The sequence below is a fragment of the Urinicoccus massiliensis genome (assembly GCF_900120405.1).
Classification (GTDB): domain Bacteria; phylum Bacillota; class Clostridia; order Tissierellales; family Peptoniphilaceae; genus Urinicoccus; species Urinicoccus massiliensis.
Map to the genome: position 1 here is coordinate 436,055 of NZ_LT635492.1, position 15,218 is coordinate 451,272.

The 15,218-nt window shown below is 43.4% G+C and carries 13 protein-coding genes; 4 read left to right on the forward strand and 9 right to left on the reverse strand.

What is annotated here, in order from left to right; translation table 11 throughout:
- Positions 1-114 precede the first annotated feature (114 nt).
- From hemW to lepB, 3 genes are read right to left on the reverse strand one after another with little or no spacing between them, the layout of a single operon-like run.
- On the reverse strand, positions 115-1,245 hold the full coding sequence (hemW, locus tag BQ7400_RS02490) for a radical SAM family heme chaperone HemW (protein ID WP_072469351.1): 1,131 nt from the start codon (positions 1,243-1,245) through the stop codon (positions 115-117).
- Positions 1,242-3,050: a translation elongation factor 4 gene (gene lepA, locus BQ7400_RS02495; protein WP_072469352.1), complete on the reverse strand. Its 1,809-nt coding sequence runs from the start codon at positions 3,048-3,050 to the stop codon at positions 1,242-1,244. The genes hemW and lepA overlap by 4 nt, the downstream gene beginning before the upstream one ends.
- 17 nt (positions 3,051-3,067) lie before the next feature.
- Entirely contained in the window at positions 3,068-3,583 is a 516-nt protein-coding gene (lepB, locus tag BQ7400_RS02500) for a signal peptidase I (RefSeq protein WP_034439018.1), read from the reverse strand.
- A 148-nt stretch (positions 3,584-3,731) separates the two neighbouring features.
- Here lepB and rpsT point away from each other — a divergent pair, with 148 nt between their 5' ends.
- Positions 3,732-3,989: a 30S ribosomal protein S20 gene (gene rpsT, locus BQ7400_RS02505; RefSeq protein ID WP_034439015.1), complete on the forward strand. Its 258-nt coding sequence runs from the start codon at positions 3,732-3,734 to the stop codon at positions 3,987-3,989.
- Between the two features lie 33 nt (positions 3,990-4,022).
- Here rpsT and holA read toward each other — a convergent pair whose 3' ends face one another.
- A complete protein-coding gene (holA, locus tag BQ7400_RS02510) occupies positions 4,023-5,027 on the reverse strand; it encodes a DNA polymerase III subunit delta (RefSeq protein ID WP_072469353.1) in 1,005 nt (334 codons plus the stop codon).
- Positions 4,993-7,281 carry a DNA internalization-related competence protein ComEC/Rec2 gene (locus tag BQ7400_RS02515; RefSeq protein ID WP_072469354.1) on the reverse strand — a complete coding sequence of 763 codons (2,289 nt, stop codon included), beginning with the start codon at positions 7,279-7,281 and terminating at the stop codon, positions 4,993-4,995. Before BQ7400_RS02515 ends, holA begins: the two co-directional genes overlap by 35 nt.
- Before the next feature lie 69 nt (positions 7,282-7,350).
- On the opposite strand from BQ7400_RS02515, the gene BQ7400_RS02520 reads away from it, so the two are divergent.
- Positions 7,351-8,478 carry an alanine--tRNA ligase gene (locus BQ7400_RS02520; protein ID WP_072469355.1) on the forward strand — a complete coding sequence of 376 codons (1,128 nt, stop codon included), beginning with the start codon at positions 7,351-7,353 and terminating at the stop codon, positions 8,476-8,478.
- 6 nt (positions 8,479-8,484) lie between these two features.
- Here the strand turns inward: BQ7400_RS02520 and thrB are convergent, their stop codons facing one another.
- Genes thrB through proB form a run of 4 tightly spaced genes read right to left on the reverse strand, consistent with a single transcriptional unit; the run spans position 8,485 to position 12,791 of the window.
- Entirely contained in the window at positions 8,485-9,315 is an 831-nt protein-coding gene (gene thrB / locus BQ7400_RS02525; RefSeq protein WP_072469356.1) for a homoserine kinase, read from the reverse strand.
- The gene (gene thrC / locus BQ7400_RS02530) at positions 9,312-10,769 is read right to left on the reverse strand and encodes a threonine synthase (RefSeq protein WP_072469357.1); all 1,458 of its coding nucleotides are present in this window, start codon (positions 10,767-10,769) and stop codon (positions 9,312-9,314) included. Before thrC ends, thrB begins: the two co-directional genes overlap by 4 nt.
- A complete protein-coding gene (locus tag BQ7400_RS02535) occupies positions 10,766-12,001 on the reverse strand; it encodes a glutamate-5-semialdehyde dehydrogenase (RefSeq protein WP_072469358.1) in 1,236 nt (411 codons plus the stop codon). Before BQ7400_RS02535 ends, thrC begins: the two co-directional genes overlap by 4 nt.
- Entirely contained in the window at positions 11,985-12,791 is an 807-nt protein-coding gene (gene proB, locus BQ7400_RS02540) for a glutamate 5-kinase (protein WP_034439001.1), read from the reverse strand. Before proB ends, BQ7400_RS02535 begins: the two co-directional genes overlap by 17 nt.
- Positions 12,792-12,963: 172 nt before the next feature.
- On the opposite strand from proB, the gene BQ7400_RS10945 reads away from it, so the two are divergent.
- Together BQ7400_RS10945 and gltA are read left to right on the forward strand one after the other, a co-directional pair.
- A complete protein-coding gene (locus tag BQ7400_RS10945) occupies positions 12,964-13,809 on the forward strand; it encodes a sulfide/dihydroorotate dehydrogenase-like FAD/NAD-binding protein (RefSeq protein ID WP_034438999.1) in 846 nt (281 codons plus the stop codon).
- Complete coding sequence (gene gltA / locus BQ7400_RS10950; protein WP_342741509.1) at positions 13,799-15,187, forward strand: NADPH-dependent glutamate synthase; 1,389 nt, start codon at positions 13,799-13,801, stop codon at positions 15,185-15,187. Before BQ7400_RS10945 ends, gltA begins: the two co-directional genes overlap by 11 nt.
- Positions 15,188-15,218 lie beyond the last annotated feature (31 nt).

A 15,218-nucleotide genomic window follows, 5' to 3' on the forward strand; every position in this document is an offset into this window, starting at 1 on the left:
AGGGAGTGCCAAACCTTCTGTCTATATGTTACTATGGTTTTGGCACTTTGTCAATAGGACTGCTAATCTTTTCTAAAATATTTTTTTCTAGAAAAAAAGAGCCCCTAAAGCTCTTTAAAAAGTTCGATAAAAATCCAATTCAACTTGGTTGGCCACATCTTGTCCATAGCTAGTAAGCCGGTAGGTTCCTTCTACTTCTTCCAGGCTTTGGGCCTGGATATTTTTTTCAATGGCCCGGGAAAAGACTTTTTTAAAATCAATTCCATAGTCTTCTTCAAGGTCTTTAACAGGAATTCCAGAATTGAGTCTTAGGGACAAGATAATTTTTTCCATCAGCCGGTCTCTATCACTTAGCTTTTCTCTTTGATCAATAGGTTTTTTACCCAGGGCAAGATCCTCCATGTAAGAAGTAAGACAAGGCGTGTTGGCCCAGCGTTGGTCCCGGTAACTTGAATGGGCACTTAAGCCCAAACCCAAATAATCCTGGACCTGCCAATAGGCTAAATTGTGGCGACAGGGATTTTTCTTGGTAAAATTAGAAAGTTCATATTGTTGGTAGCCAAGTTCTGCCAGCCGGTCTTGGATATAGTGGTCCATTAGCCGGTCCTCTTGGTCCTTGGGCAACTTTTTCAAGCCAGAAAGGACTTCTTCTCCCAAAGGAGTTCCCTCTTCTGGAATAAAACTATAATAGGAAAGATGGGTCAAGGCCAAACCTTGAATATAGTCTAGGTCTTTTTTAACATGGGTCAAGGCCTGGCCAGGAAGACCAAAAATAAAATCTCCATTGACTTCTTCTATAGAAGACTTGGCCAATTGATTGAGGCAGGCATCCACATCTTCCAAGGAATGAATCCGTCCCATTAGGTCCAAAAATTTCCTTTGTCCCGACTGGATTCCCATGCTCACCCTATTTAGGCCCAGCTGATTTAAGGCTTGAAAGTCCAAATCTTTTCCAGATTCCGGGTTGACCTCCATGGTCCATTCCATGTCTTTAGTCAAGTTAAAAGACTCTTGAATTTTTTCAAACAAGGGGACCAAGCGCCCCTGACCCAAGACACTGGGAGTCCCTCCTCCCAGATAAATGGTCCGGATTTCTTGGTCCCTTAACTCTTCCTTATAAAGATTTATTTCTCGGTCTAAGGCTCTTAGGTAGGCGTCCATGTCCCCTGTTTTACTCGTTGATGCAAAGTCACAATAGGCGCATTTTTTCCGACAAAAAGGCAGGTGGATATAGAGAGAAATCATGATTCTTCGTCATATTTAAGAACAGACAAGAAGGCTTCTTGGGGAATGTCCACATTCCCAATAGACCGCATCCGTTTCTTTCCTTCTTTTTGTTTTTCCAAGAGTTTCTTCTTCCGAGAAATATCTCCTCCATAGCACTTAGACAAGACATCCTTTCTCAGTGCCCGAATGGTTTCTCTGGCTATAATCTTTGACCCAATGGCTGCTTGAATGGGAACGGCAAATTGGTGTCTTGGTATGGCATCCGTCAGGCGTTCACATATTTTACGGCCCCGTTCATAGGCCTTATCTCTATGGACGATTAAGGAAAAGGCATCTACAACTTGTTGGTTGATGAGGATGTCCATTTTTACCAGGTCACTTTGTTGGTAACCCTTTAAGTCGTAGTCAAAGGAGGCATAGCCCCTGGTCTTGGACTTTAAGGCATCAAAAAAATCATAAATGACTTCATTTAAGGGAAGGTCATAGGTAATTTGAGCCCTGGTTTCTTCCAGGTACTGCATGTCAATAAAAACCCCTCGGCGATTTTGACAAAGCTCCATAATGGCCCCTACATAGTCTGTTGGTGTCATAATTTCAGCCCGGACAATGGGCTCTTCCATGTATTCAATTTCAGATGGATCCGGAAGGTTGGAGGGATTTTGGATTTCTAAGAGTTCATGGTCCGTGGTCATGACATGGTAAATTACAGAGGGCGTCGTGGTAATTAGGTTAAGGTCAAACTCCCTTTCCAATCTTTCTTGGATAATTTCCATGTGTAAAAGACCCAAAAATCCGCAACGGAAACCAAAGCCCAGGGCTGCCGAAGTTTCTGCTTCAAAGTCCAAGGCTGCATCGTTGACCTTTAATTTTTCCAAGGCATCACGAATTTCTGTATATTCTTCCCCCTCGGCTGGATAAATCCCACAATAGACCATGGGGGAAACCTTCTTATAGCCCTTTAGGGGCTTATCGGTGGGGCGGTTTTTCAGGGTGATGGTATCCCCTACTTGGGCATCCCGAACTTCTTTAATGCTGGCAGTAATGTAACCAACATCTCCGGCTCTTAATTGATCTAAGGGAATGTGCCCGTTGGCATTGACACCTACTTCCACCACTTCAAAAGATTTTTTTGTATTCATCATTTGAATGGTATCCCCTACTTTTACTTGGCCATCGAAAATTCGAACATAACAAATAACCCCCTTGTAGGAGTCATAGTTTGAATCGAAAATCAAGGCCTTTAAGGGGGCATCTTCATCTCCATTAGGTGCTGGAATATCCCGGACAATAGCCTCTAGGACCTGGTCGATATTTAAACCAGTCTTGGCAGATACCCTGGGGGCATCTGCTGCCGGTAGACCTATAATATCTTCAATTTCTTGAACCACTTCGTCGCAACGTTGGCTGGGCAGGTCAATCTTATTTAAAATCGGAAGAATTTCCAAGTCTTCATCCAAGGCCAAATAGACATTGGCCAGAGTTTGAGCCTCCACCCCCTGGGTAGCATCCACTACCAATAGGGCTCCTTCACAGGCTGCCATAGACCGAGAAACCTCATAGGAAAAATCCACATGGCCCGGTGTGTCAATGAGGTTAAAGGTATATTCATGACCATCTTGAGCCTGGTAGATCAAACGAACAGCTTTTAATTTTATCGTAATTCCCCGCTCTTTTTCCAAGTCCATACTGTCCAGGACCTGCTGCTCCATTTCCCGCTTGGTCAGCATCCCAGTGGACTCAATCAAACGATCAGCCAGGGTGCTTTTTCCGTGGTCTATATGGGCAATAATGGAAAAGTTGCGTATATAATCTTGTCTTGCCATACTACTCCTATCCTATTTTATAATTTTCCAACTTTGTTAAATGGGAAATAGCGGAAAACAACAATCCCCTTGATGGCCTTCTTCCCAACGGGTCCAAAGGCTCTGGAGTCCATACTTTCTCCCGGTAGACGGTTGTCTCCCATGACAAAGTAATCATCCGGCCCCAGGGTCCAGGTATTTTCATTTTCTACCAGGGTTTCTGTCCCTTGGATATAGGGTTCATCAATTTCTTTTTCATTGACATAAACCCTGCCGTTGAGAATTTGAATCGTGTCTCCAGGTAGACCAATCAACCGCTTAACATACCTTTTATTTTCAAAGGGACTTTGTATAATGACAATTTGTCCAGGCTCCGGATCCCTAAAAAATAGAGGAAAAACCAGGCTAATGACATGGTCATTTTGGTGGAGGGTTGCCTCCATGCTGGGTCCTTTTACATTTGATGTATTAAAAATGAAATTTCTAATGAACAGGGCCAATACAAAGGCCACTGCAATGGTTATAAGCCAACTTTTTATTGATTCTCTATCCATATAAACCTCCTGTTATCTAATAAGGTATTTTATCATATCCTGGTAAGTCCTTGCAATATCGGGACAAATTGGACTGTGAAAACTTCTTGCAAAAGCCTTTAAATCGTGGTAGAATACAAAGAGTTAAAGAGTGCATGGAGGTGAAGATATGGCAAATATTAAATCAGCAATTAAACGTGTGGATATTGCTCGTAAAAATGAAGCTCGTAATCGTTCCTTAAATTCTGGGGTTAAAACTGCAATCCGCAAATTTAACGAAGCAATCCAAGCTGGAAATAAAGATGAAGCAAAAGACTTATTAAAAGCTGCCGATAAAAAAATCAAAAATGCTACTAAAAAAGGTGTTATGCACAAGAATAAAGCTGCTCGCACCCTTAGCAAGATGGCAAAAACTTTAGTAAAATAAAAATAGAAGGTCTAGGCCTTCTATTTTTTATGCTTATTTTTGGCTCATCATCTCTAAAATTTTTACTTCCACCAGGTATTGGTCTGGAATGGATAGACTCTTCAGATCCTGATCCAAGTTAATGAGGGCATCCAGCATATTTTTTAATTCTTTTAGACTAAAACGCCCCACCTCTTGGCAAAGTTTTTTGGCCACAAAGGGGTGGACTCCCATTCTCTGCCTTATGGCCTGTTCTTGGTAGCCTTGGTCCAATAGAATTTTTGCCCGATAGAGGTTTTCAACCTGGCGGTTTAAAAGGCCCACAATTTGATAGCTGTCAATGTTTTGATCTTTAAGGCTTTTTATGGCCTCAAAGGTCTTTTTTACATTCTTAGCTACAAAGGCATCTGTCAGGGCAAAGATGCTCTTTTCTTTTTCATAGGAGATGAAGTAATCAACATCCGCTTTTTCTACTGGCCGTCCGGAACAGGCCTGTAAAATTTTCTCCCATTCCAGCTTAACTTCTAGCAGGCTGGCATTGTTTTGGAGGTAGCCCATAAGGTCAATAAAATATTGAAAGACCCCGTAGGCAATCTCTCTTTTTTCCGGATCCTGTTTTTGGAGAAATTGAAGCAATTCTCTGGCCTGTAGGGGCTTACAGGGGATGACTTTCCCATGTTTTTGGATGCTCTTATAGACTTTTGTCCTCTTGTCCAGGGCTTTTTTTGATTCAAGACAAAGGAGAACTGTCCCCTCTTGGATCTTTTCCAAATTGTTGAAAAACTCCTTGGACAAGTTTTTCCCATTGGTAAATTCCTCAATATCTTGGATGACCACAAGTTTTCTAGGGCTCATTAGGGGCAGGGTCACCAAGGCATCAAGAACCTTGTCCTCTGTTGCCTCCCCTTTAATGTAGACTACATTAAAGTCCACTAAATTTTGTGGAACCCACCTCTTGGCAAAGGTGGTGGCAATTTCTTCCATTAAAAATTTTTCTTCCCCGGACAATAAAACCAGTTGATTTTTAGCAATTTCTTCTTCTATTTGTAAGTAATTCATGGTCCTTAAAAACCTTTCTTAATCCATACATATATCCATTTAAAACAAGAAAATAGCCCAAGAGCTCATACTTGCTCAAGCCCATTTCTTGCCCTGTTTTTACTATTTTATCACTCTTGGCCCCATAAAATAGACAGCCCAGGTCCTTGAGACAATAGGTTGCCACACCATGGTTCTTTAGCCGGTCCAAAACCTCTTGGTGGGGGTGGCCAAAGGGATTATTTTTCCCTGAGGAAATCACGGCTATTTTGGCTTTGATTTGATCTAGAAATTTTTCTCCGCTAGATGTTTTAGACCCATGGTGGCCAACCTGGTAAACATCTGTGGGATAGGCTTTTAACCTGTCTTCCAATTCTTTTTCCCCATCTCCCGTAAAGAGGATTTTTTTACCATCCAGATAGGCGTAAAAAACCAAAGACCGGTTGTTTTCTTGGTCCTGTACAGTATTTCCGGCCAAGACATCCAAAAAGAAACCCTCATCCATAGGATACTTGTACCCCGCCTCCATATAGGTCCCGGAAATTTTTGCCCCCTGTAAAAACCTGACCCACTTGGGATAGATATGGGAAAAGTGGACTTGACCTATACTAAACTCTTTTGCCAAGTCTCTCAGACCGTCACAATGGTCTTCATCCCAGTGGGTAATGATAATGTGGTCTATACGGCTGACCCCCCTGGCCTTTAAAAAGGGAACCAGGTACTTCTTGGCCGGTCTGGACTTTCTCGCCCCACCAGTATCCACCAGGCATATCTTATGTTTGCTTTTTATTAGACTGCTATCCCCCTGGCCTACATAGATAAAATAAACCCCTTCTTCCCTAGCCTGTAAAAAACTTGTAGTTAAAAGGCCCAGGGTGAAAATAAGGCAACAAAAGCTAAAGAGCCTGCGCGTATTTCCCCTGAATTTATTTCCCAAATAGGCAAGATAAAGCACAAGGTAAAAGAGGATTTGTGCCTCCAGGCTGGCCTTGCCAAACCTGAGCTTGAGCCTTGTAAAAACCATCAAAATCTGGTTTCCCCACAAGAGAAAATTCGACAAACTATTTAAAAGAAGGGTAAACAGATAGGGCTTGATGCCCAAAAGTTGCCCCAGTCCATAGAGAAAGCTTGCGTTGATAAATAAACTATAAAAGGGCAACAAGAGAATGTTGGCCAAAAATTGAGCCAGGTTGATTTCAAATTGCATGGTCAATAAAAGAGGTAGAATCCCAATGTTTACAGCGATAGAAGCCGTAATTAATTGGAAAAATCCTCCATTGAAGGGGTAAAAGGCCCTATCCAGGTAGGGCTTGATGAAAATCAAGCTAAAATAGGCCCCATAGGAAAGATAAAATCCCATGGAATATAGGTGGAGGGGAAAAATAAGAAGCTGGAGGCAGGCTGCAAAAACAAAGAGTTTTCCATAGTCAAATTTAATGGCCTTGAGCTCACTTATTAGGGTAAAGAGAAGGAAAAATAAAACTCGAAATCCCCCAATGGATCCCCCTATCAATAAAAGGTAGAAAACTGCCGACAGATAGGCCAGGCCTAGAGCCTTTCGCCTTGGTAAAAATTGAATGAGAAGACCTCGAACGCTCCCATAGAGGAGGCCAATATGTAGACCGGATATGGCCAGGATATGAGCCAGGCCCAGGTCTTTTAATTGGTCAGACCAGAAATTGCTCTCCTTTTTAGACAGGAGGACTTGTTGAAAAAGTTCTTTGGCCTGGGGATCCAAGTCCTTATTTACTAATTTTTTTTGGATTTTGTCCTGGAGCTGGTAAAAGAAATTTCCCTTCTTTAAAACCCTAACCCATCTTCCACGTCCCTGGCCCCGAATGCCCTTGGACTGCAAGTAAATCGGGTAGGACTCCGTAGACCAATCACTAGCCTCTTCCCTAGCCTGAATTTGTCCTTGGAAAATGGCCCGACTCCCTGGAGAAAGGTCTTTTTTACTATAAAAAATAATTTTCGGTGATCCCTTCTCTTCTAGCTTTAAAGTCAGCTGGTAGGAATTTTCCTTCTTTTCACTTACCAGAACCCTTGCTTGAAAAGTCCCCTTATATCCTTGAATGGGACTTGTATCCACCAAGGAGGACCTGGCGAAAAATAAGGCAAATAAAAGAAAACAAGCTAAGACCCTTTCCTTTATCTCCCCATCTATATAGGGATATAGGTAAAAAATTGCCATTACCAGAACAGGCAATAAGATGAAAAAATTTTCATAATGAAAGCCTGAAAATAAACCCATTAAAGAACTTATTAAGTAGACCATATGCCCCTCCTACCATACCATTGTAGCCGAAATTATGGTAAAATAAAAGTAGTAAAGGATGGATGAAAAATGGATAAATTAGACTATAGACCCTATCGTAAAACCCTTGACCTGGCCCTCCAAGCAAGGGAGGAAGAAAATACATATGCCGTTGAAGATACAATCTTTTTAGAAAAAACTCCCCACTATGACCAACAGTTGGGGCAAGTTGGCGGTGCCCAAGTTTTGGACTTAAAGAAATCTCCTGAAGGCTACATTCTCCACTTGGCTAACCAGGCAAAAAATAATCTCCAAGAAATTGACTGGCAAAAACGCCTGCGCTTTATGCAGCTCTCCCTGGGCCGGGTTCTTTATAGCTTGGCCTTTAACCACCTCTTGAATATCCCCACTTTGGACTACCATATCCATGACCAACATGGACAAATTGTCCTGGACGCCCAGGATATTCCCTTCCGGTCCCTGGACCAGGTTGAAAGTCTGGTGAATTATACAGTTTTGGCCAACCTCCTGGTCCACCAAACAAAAATAGACAACGGAGTTCTGGTGCGGGTTGGGGACTACCCCCTACAAAAATCCATGGGACCCCACCTGGTGCGAACTGGCGAGGTGGGTGAAAGTCGAATTTTCGACTTAAAAAAAGTTGACCAGGGAATCGAAATTTCCTTCATCAGTGGTCAATTGGCCCATGAAAACTATGTGGACCTTGCCAAAACCATGGACAACTTGGCCCAAATCTTAAATTGTCCTGTAGACAAGGTCCCCAGCAAGGTCAAACAGCTTCTTTTAAAAAAAGACCACTACCGGTCTGAAGTAAAGAAAACGGAAAAAAGCAAGCAAAATGACCTGGCCCAAAAGCTCATGGCCCAAGCTTCCGACTTCAAGGGGGTTAAGGTAATCTATAAGAGCATAAGTCATGTGCCTTTTAACGATTTAAAAGAGGCCTCAGCCCAGATTATGGACCAAGATGATTATTTGCAATTATATGGCCTACCCTCTCCTGACCAATCCCAATTTTTAATTTGCCTGTCTAAAAACCGCAATGAGGACTTAAAAGAAATCTACGATGGTTTAAAAGATAGCTATAAATTAGAGGGTGGCGGAAACTATTTAAGAGTCCAAGGAAATGTTCAAAGTAAATATCTGCCCGAACTTATGGAAAAGTTCTTAATCAGCTTTCAAACAAAAATAAAGCAGTAGGAAAACCTACTGCTTTATTTTTGTTACCCCTTCTCCATCCACAGTTACTTCTAGGATTTGAACCCCTTCCTGGGCCAAATCTTCCAAGTCTTGCAAGGTGGATTCTTTCGAAATTATCAAACTGGTGGACCCGGCTCCGGAAATATGGACACAGGCCCGGTCCTTTAAAGATTCTTTCAGGTCTGAAAAATAAGGAATATATTTTGCACGATATTGTTCATGTAAGCGGTCTTGGGAAGCCACTTTTAAAAGATTAAAGTCCCCCTTTTCAAAGGCTTCAATGAGAAAAGGTAGGTGGGAGAGGTTGAAAATGGCATCCTCCATGGGAACTTTTTTTGGCAGTAAGTCTCGGGCTACATCCGTTAAGAGCTCATCTTGGGGAATTAAGAGGGTGAAAACCAAGTTGGAAGAGACAGAAACTTTTTTATAGTAAAGGCCCCCATCCCGCATGGCGTAAACCAGGCCCCCTAAAAGAGCTGGAGCTACATTGTCCGGATGGCCTTCCATTTCCGTTGCAATCTCTAAAAGCTGTCCTTGAGACAAGCCCAATTTGCCCAATTCATTGGCTGCAGTAATTCCTGCCACAATACAAGCTGCACTGGATCCTAGACCCCTGGATCTTGGAATGTCTCCGTAAAAGTTGAAGTTTGCTGCTAGAGGGTCTTTTCCCACATGGGCAAAAGTTTTGACATAGGCATCGTAAACCAGGTGGCCTGTTTTTAAATTACTTTCCCTAGCCTCTTCCACTTCCAAGTATTGGTAGAGGGATAGGGCCAGACCTATGGTGTCAAAGCCGGGACCCAGGTTGGCCGAAGTTGCCGGAATCCTTAGTTTCATTCTCCATCTCCTATTTTTTCTACAATCTTCTTCATCTCCTGACAAGAAATCACTTCCTCCGGCTTTTGCGTCTTGACCCAAAGGTTCCTAATTACCGATGGAACTTCCTTGCCGGTAAGGTCTGCCAGGTGGTCAATGGCTTCCTTGTCCGTCCAATCCCCTTCTTGTCCCAGAGCCTTTAAAACCGTATGGGGGAACTTATAGGGGCTGGCTGTAGACAAAATCAAGGCATGCCCTTGGGGGGCAAAATCCCTTTTGTATTTTTGATAGCAAAGGCTGGCCACAGCTGTATGGGGGTCCATGAGATAATTTTTTTCTCGATAGATTCGACAAATTTCCTCTTGAACTTCTTCCTCTTGGGCAAAGTATCCATGCCAGGAGGCCATCTTATCTTTCAAATCTTGGTCCACTTCATAACGCCCCTTTTGAGCCAAGTCTTCTTGGAGCTTCTTGACCTTCTTGGCATCCCCAGTTAAAAAGTAAAGGAAGCGTTCAACATTGCTGGATACCAGGATGTCCATTGAAGGAGAGCTGGTTTTGAAAAAGGGTCTATTGATGTCATAGACTCCTGTCTCTAAAAAGTCAGATAGGACATTATTTTTATTAGAGGCGCAAACAAAGTCTCCCAGGGGCAGGCCCATCTTTTGAGCCAAATAACCGGCTAAAATATTGCCAAAGTTTCCTGTCGGAACGACGACATCCAGCTTGTCTCCATAGGCCAAGGTACCTTTTTTTACCAATTGTAAATAGGCGTAAATGTAGTAGATGCATTGGGGCAAGAGCCGACCAATATTGATGGAATTGGCTGAGGACAGGTGGACTTGGTTTTTTTCTAGATGACTTTTTAGATCCTGGTCTAGGAAAAGTTCCTTGACCCCCCTTTGGGCATCGTCGAAATTTCCTTGAATAGCAAGACTATGGGTATTGTCCCCTTCTTGGGTAGCCATTTGAAGGTATTGGATTTCACTGACCCCTTGGTGGGGATAAAAAACTACAATATCAATCCCTTCAACATTCTTAAAACCCTCCATGGCAGCCTTGCCAGTATCTCCTGAAGTAGCTGTAAGAATCAAGAGTTTCTCCTTAGACGCCTCTTTCATAAACTGGGGTAAAAGAGCCAGGGCAAAGTCCTTAAAGGCCGCTGTTTGGCCATGGTACAATTCCAAAACACTAAAATCCTCCTCTTGGTGGAGGCCAATTAGGTTTTCCTTAAAAAAAGAGTTTTTATAGCCTTGAAGGACACATGATTTGATTTTATCTCGGTCCTCAGGGTCTACAAAGAGGCTCAAAATCTCTACTGCCAGGTCCCGATAATCCAGGTCTACATAGTCATGAAAGTCTATGGTCGGAAGCTCTTCCGGAACATATAAGCCCCCATCTGGTGCCAGTCCTTGGAGGACTCCCTGCCAAAAAGTCTTTTTTTCTTGATTTCCTCTTGTGCTAATATAGTTCATTTTCTCACTTGTCCATTTCCATAAATAATATACTTATAGGAGGTTAATTCTTCCAGACCAACAGGTCCCCGAGCATGGATTTTTTGGGTTGAAATTCCCATTTCAGCCCCCATACCAAATTGACCTCCATCGGTAAAACGACTGGATGCATTTACATAAACACAGGCTGAATCTACCTTTTGTAAGAATTTTTGACTGTTTTCATAGCTGTTGGTCACAATGACTTCGCTGTGGCCGGTGGAATATTTGTTGATGTGGTCAATGGCCTGGTCTACGGAATCTACAAACTTACAGGAACATTCCATGGCTAGGTACTCCCTTCCCCAATCCTCTTCTGTGGCTTCTTCCGCATCTAAAATCTGACAAGTTCCCGAATCTCCATGAACCTTGATTCCATGCTTTTCCTGAATTTCTTTAAAGGCCCTTAAAAAGTCTGCCCCAATTTTTTTATGGACCAGGAGACTTTCCATGGCATTGCATACACCAATTCTTTGGGTTTTAGCATTTTCCACAATGGCTAGGGCCATATCTAAGTCGGCTGTTTCATCTATATAAATATGACAGTTTCCTTCTCCAGTTTGTAGGACTGGGACCTTGGCCTGGTTTATACAGGCCCGAATCAAGGAAGCAGACCCTCTGGGAATCAAAAGATCCACATAACCCACAGCCTCCATCAAGGCCTTGGAACTTTCCCGGGTGGGGTCGTCAACGAATTGGACAAAGTTTGGATCCAAATTCTTGTCTTCCAGGGTTTTTCTTAAAATTTCAACTAATTTCCGGTTGGAGTGGATGGCCTCCTTGCCCCCTCTTAACAAAAGAGCATTGCCACTTTTAAAGGTCAGGGCTGCACAATCCACTGTCACATTGGGTCTTGCCTCATAAATAATGGCAATCACTCCAATGGGTACCCGCATCTTGCCTATCCTCAAGCCATTTTCATTTTCAACCATCTTGTCCACTGATCCAATGGGGTCTTCCAAGCCGGCTACAACCTTTAAACCGTCAATCATTCCCTGGATCCGGTCTTCATTTAAACGTAACCGGTCCATGAGACCTGGATTTAATGCAATTTCTTCCCCATAGGCCAGGTCTTTTGCATTGGCCTCAATGATTTCTTCTCGTCTGGCCCAAAGGTCTTGACCCCAGGCCTGGAGAATTTCATTTTTTTCTCTACTAGATAAGTCTCTTAACTTGGTCGCTGCTTTTTTTGCATTTTTAAACAAGTCCAGCATTTTTACCTCCTACGAATAAGGTTCCCACATCTTCTCCATCCATGATTTTACGGATAACCGATAGGTCTTGACTGTCGGCAATCACCATGTCAATTCCCCGCTCCATACAGAGCTTGGCTGCATCCAACTTGGTAATCATACCTCCTGTGCCAGCAGATGAAATGGCATTGCCCGCCATCTTATAGAGGTCTTCATCCACCTTTTCCACCAAAGACAGGCGCTTGGCCTGGGGATTGGTCTTGGGATTGGAATTATAAAGTCCATCAATGTCTGACAGCAGGATTAAGAGGTCAGCTTGGATAATCCGAGCCACCACTGCAGACAGCTTGTCGTTGTCCCCAAATTCAATTTCCAAGGTAGATATGGCATCATTTTCATTGATGATGGGCACTACATTTAAGTTAAAAAGTTCATCAAAGGCATTTTTTACATTGACCCCCATGGTGGTATTTTCTTCAATCATCCGGGTCAATAAAAGTTGGGCCACCTGGTAGTTGTAGTTGTGAAAACTTCGAGCATAAGTGTTCATTAGGGCCACTTGGCCTACTGCTGAGGCAGCCTGCTTTCTAGGTGTATCCTTGGGCTTTTCACTCAATAGCATCCGGTGGGCTCCTGCAAAGATGGCTCCAGAAGAAACCAGGGCCACCTCGATACCCTTATTTCTCAAATTAGCACACTCCCAAGCCAGCTGGTCTATTTTTTCTAAATTAATTTCCCCAGTTTCATGGGTAATGGACGATGAGCCTACTTTAATAACAAGTCGTTTTATATGGTTAAAATTTGTATTCATACTTCCCCCTAAACTTTATCCTATTATAGCAAAGATTATTTAATAAGAAAAGAAAAGCCCACTTTGACTTTCTCTAAGCTTATTTTCAAATAAATTTATACAAAAGTCTCATAATCGGTTATAATATAGAATACGTTCATTAAGAAATCAAGACTACTTTAAGGAGTTTTCCATGTTTGAGATTATAAAGAAAAAAACTCTCGCAGCCAATATTGTCGCTTTTGATGTTTTAGCCCCTCGGGTGGCCAAAGCAGCCCTTCCGGGACAATTTGTCATCATCATTGCAGACCAGTATGCCGAAAGAGTTCCACTTACCATTACAGACTATAACCGGGAAAAAGGCACCGTCCAGGTTGTCATCCAAGCCCTGGGACCTTCAACCCAAAAGATCAACCTATTTAACGAAGGAGATAGTTTCCATAGTTTTGTCGGTCCCTTGGGCCAAGCCAGTGAGTTTGTCCATATGGATTTGGAGGACTTAAAAAAGAAAAAATATCTTTTCGTTGGAGGAGGCCTGGGGGCTGCCCCGGTCTACCCCCAAGTAAAATGGCTCCACGACCACGGAATTGCCAGCCAAGTCATCATCGGTAGTAAGTCCAAGGACCTGGTTATTTTGGAAGAAGAAATGAAGCAAGTGGCCGAAAAAGTCTATATTGCTACAGATGATGGATCAAAAGGTTTCAAGGGTCTGGTTACCGACTGCTTGGAGGACCTGGTTAAAAAGGGCCACCACTATGACCATTGTGTTGCCATTGGTCCCATGGTTATGATGAAATACATATCCCTTTTAACCAAAAAATTAGGGATTCCTACAACGGTGAGTTTAAACCCCATTATGGTAGATGGTACGGGCATGTGTGGTGCCTGCCGGTGCACCGTGGCCGGCAAGACAAAATTCGCCTGTGTCCATGGTCCGGAATTTGACGGTCACCAAGTAGATTTTGACGAAGCCATGCAAAGGCAAAGACAATACGCCGATGTGGAAAAATTAAAAGGAGGGGATGGCTATGGACAATAAATCTCCGCGTTTCCAAAAAATCCCTGTTGCAGAATTGGACCCCGAGGTTCGCAAGAATAACTTCCAGGAGGTCTGCTTGGGTTATACTAAGGCAGAAGCCATCAAGGAAGCCCAACGTTGCCTCCAATGTAAGGTTGCCCGTTGTCGGAAGGGCTGTCCTGTTGCCATTGATATTCCTAAGTTTATCCACGGCCTGGCCAACGAAAACTTTAAAGAGGCCATTGAAAGCTTGTGGGAAGATACTTCCCTGCCGGCTATTTGCGGCCGGGTCTGTCCCCAAGAAAAACAATGTGAAAAGAATTGTGTCTTGACCAACCGAGGCGATAGCGTATCCATTGGTAAGCTGGAACGTTTTGCTGCAGACTATGCCAGAGAACAAGGTTGGCGTTTAGAGGGAAAAAAGCCGGCCAACGGCCATAAAGTTGCCATTGTTGGCGGTGGCCCCGGTGGTTTAACCTGTGCCGGCGAACTCGTCAAAGAAGGCTTTGAAGTCCATGTTTTTGAAGCCCTACAAAGACTGGGAGGCGTTTTAATCTATGGGATTCCCTCCTTCCGCCTGCCGGATGATGTGGTTGAAGCTGAGGTGGAAAATTTAAAGGCCCTGGGAGTCCATTTTGAAACCAATGTAATTATTGGCCGAACCGTAACCATTGACCAATTAAAAGAAGAGGGTTTTGAAGCCTTCTTTGTCAGTTCAGGTGCCGGCCTTCCTAAGTTCTTAAATATTCCCGGCGAAAATTTAAATGGTGTTTTTTCCGCCAATGAATTTTTAACCCGAGCCAACCTTATGCGGGCCAATGACCAAAACTATGACACCCCTATTAAGCTAGGGAAAAAAGTTTCTGTCATTGGTGGCGGCAATGTTGCCATGGACGCTGCCCGGGTGGCTAAACGTTTGGGATCTGATGTAACCATTGTCTACCGCCGTGACCAAGATAGCCTTCCTGCTCGAGCCGAAGAAGTCCACCATGCCATTGAAGAAGGTATCCACTTTGCCTACCTAACCAACCCCAAGGAAATTTTGGGCAATGACCAAGGCTGGGTTGAAGCCATGAAATGTATCAAGATGGAGTTGGGTCAAGCAGATGCCAGTGGCCGCCGTCGTCCCTCCCCTATCGAAGGGTCTGAATTTATCCTGGAAACCGACTCAGTCATTATGGCCCTGGGAACCAGCCCCAACCCCCTAATTGCCATGACTACAGAGGGTCTTGAAACAGAAGATTGGGGTGGCATCGTAGTGGAAGAAATGGGCCAAACATCCAGAGAAGAAGTTTTTGCTGGAGGAGATGCCGTTACAGGAGCCGCAACAGTTATCTTGGCTATGAGTTCCGGTAAGATTGGTGCCCAAGGTATTAAAAACTACCTTTTGAAGGAATAAATTTTTTAGGAAAGCCCTCAATTAAGTAAGA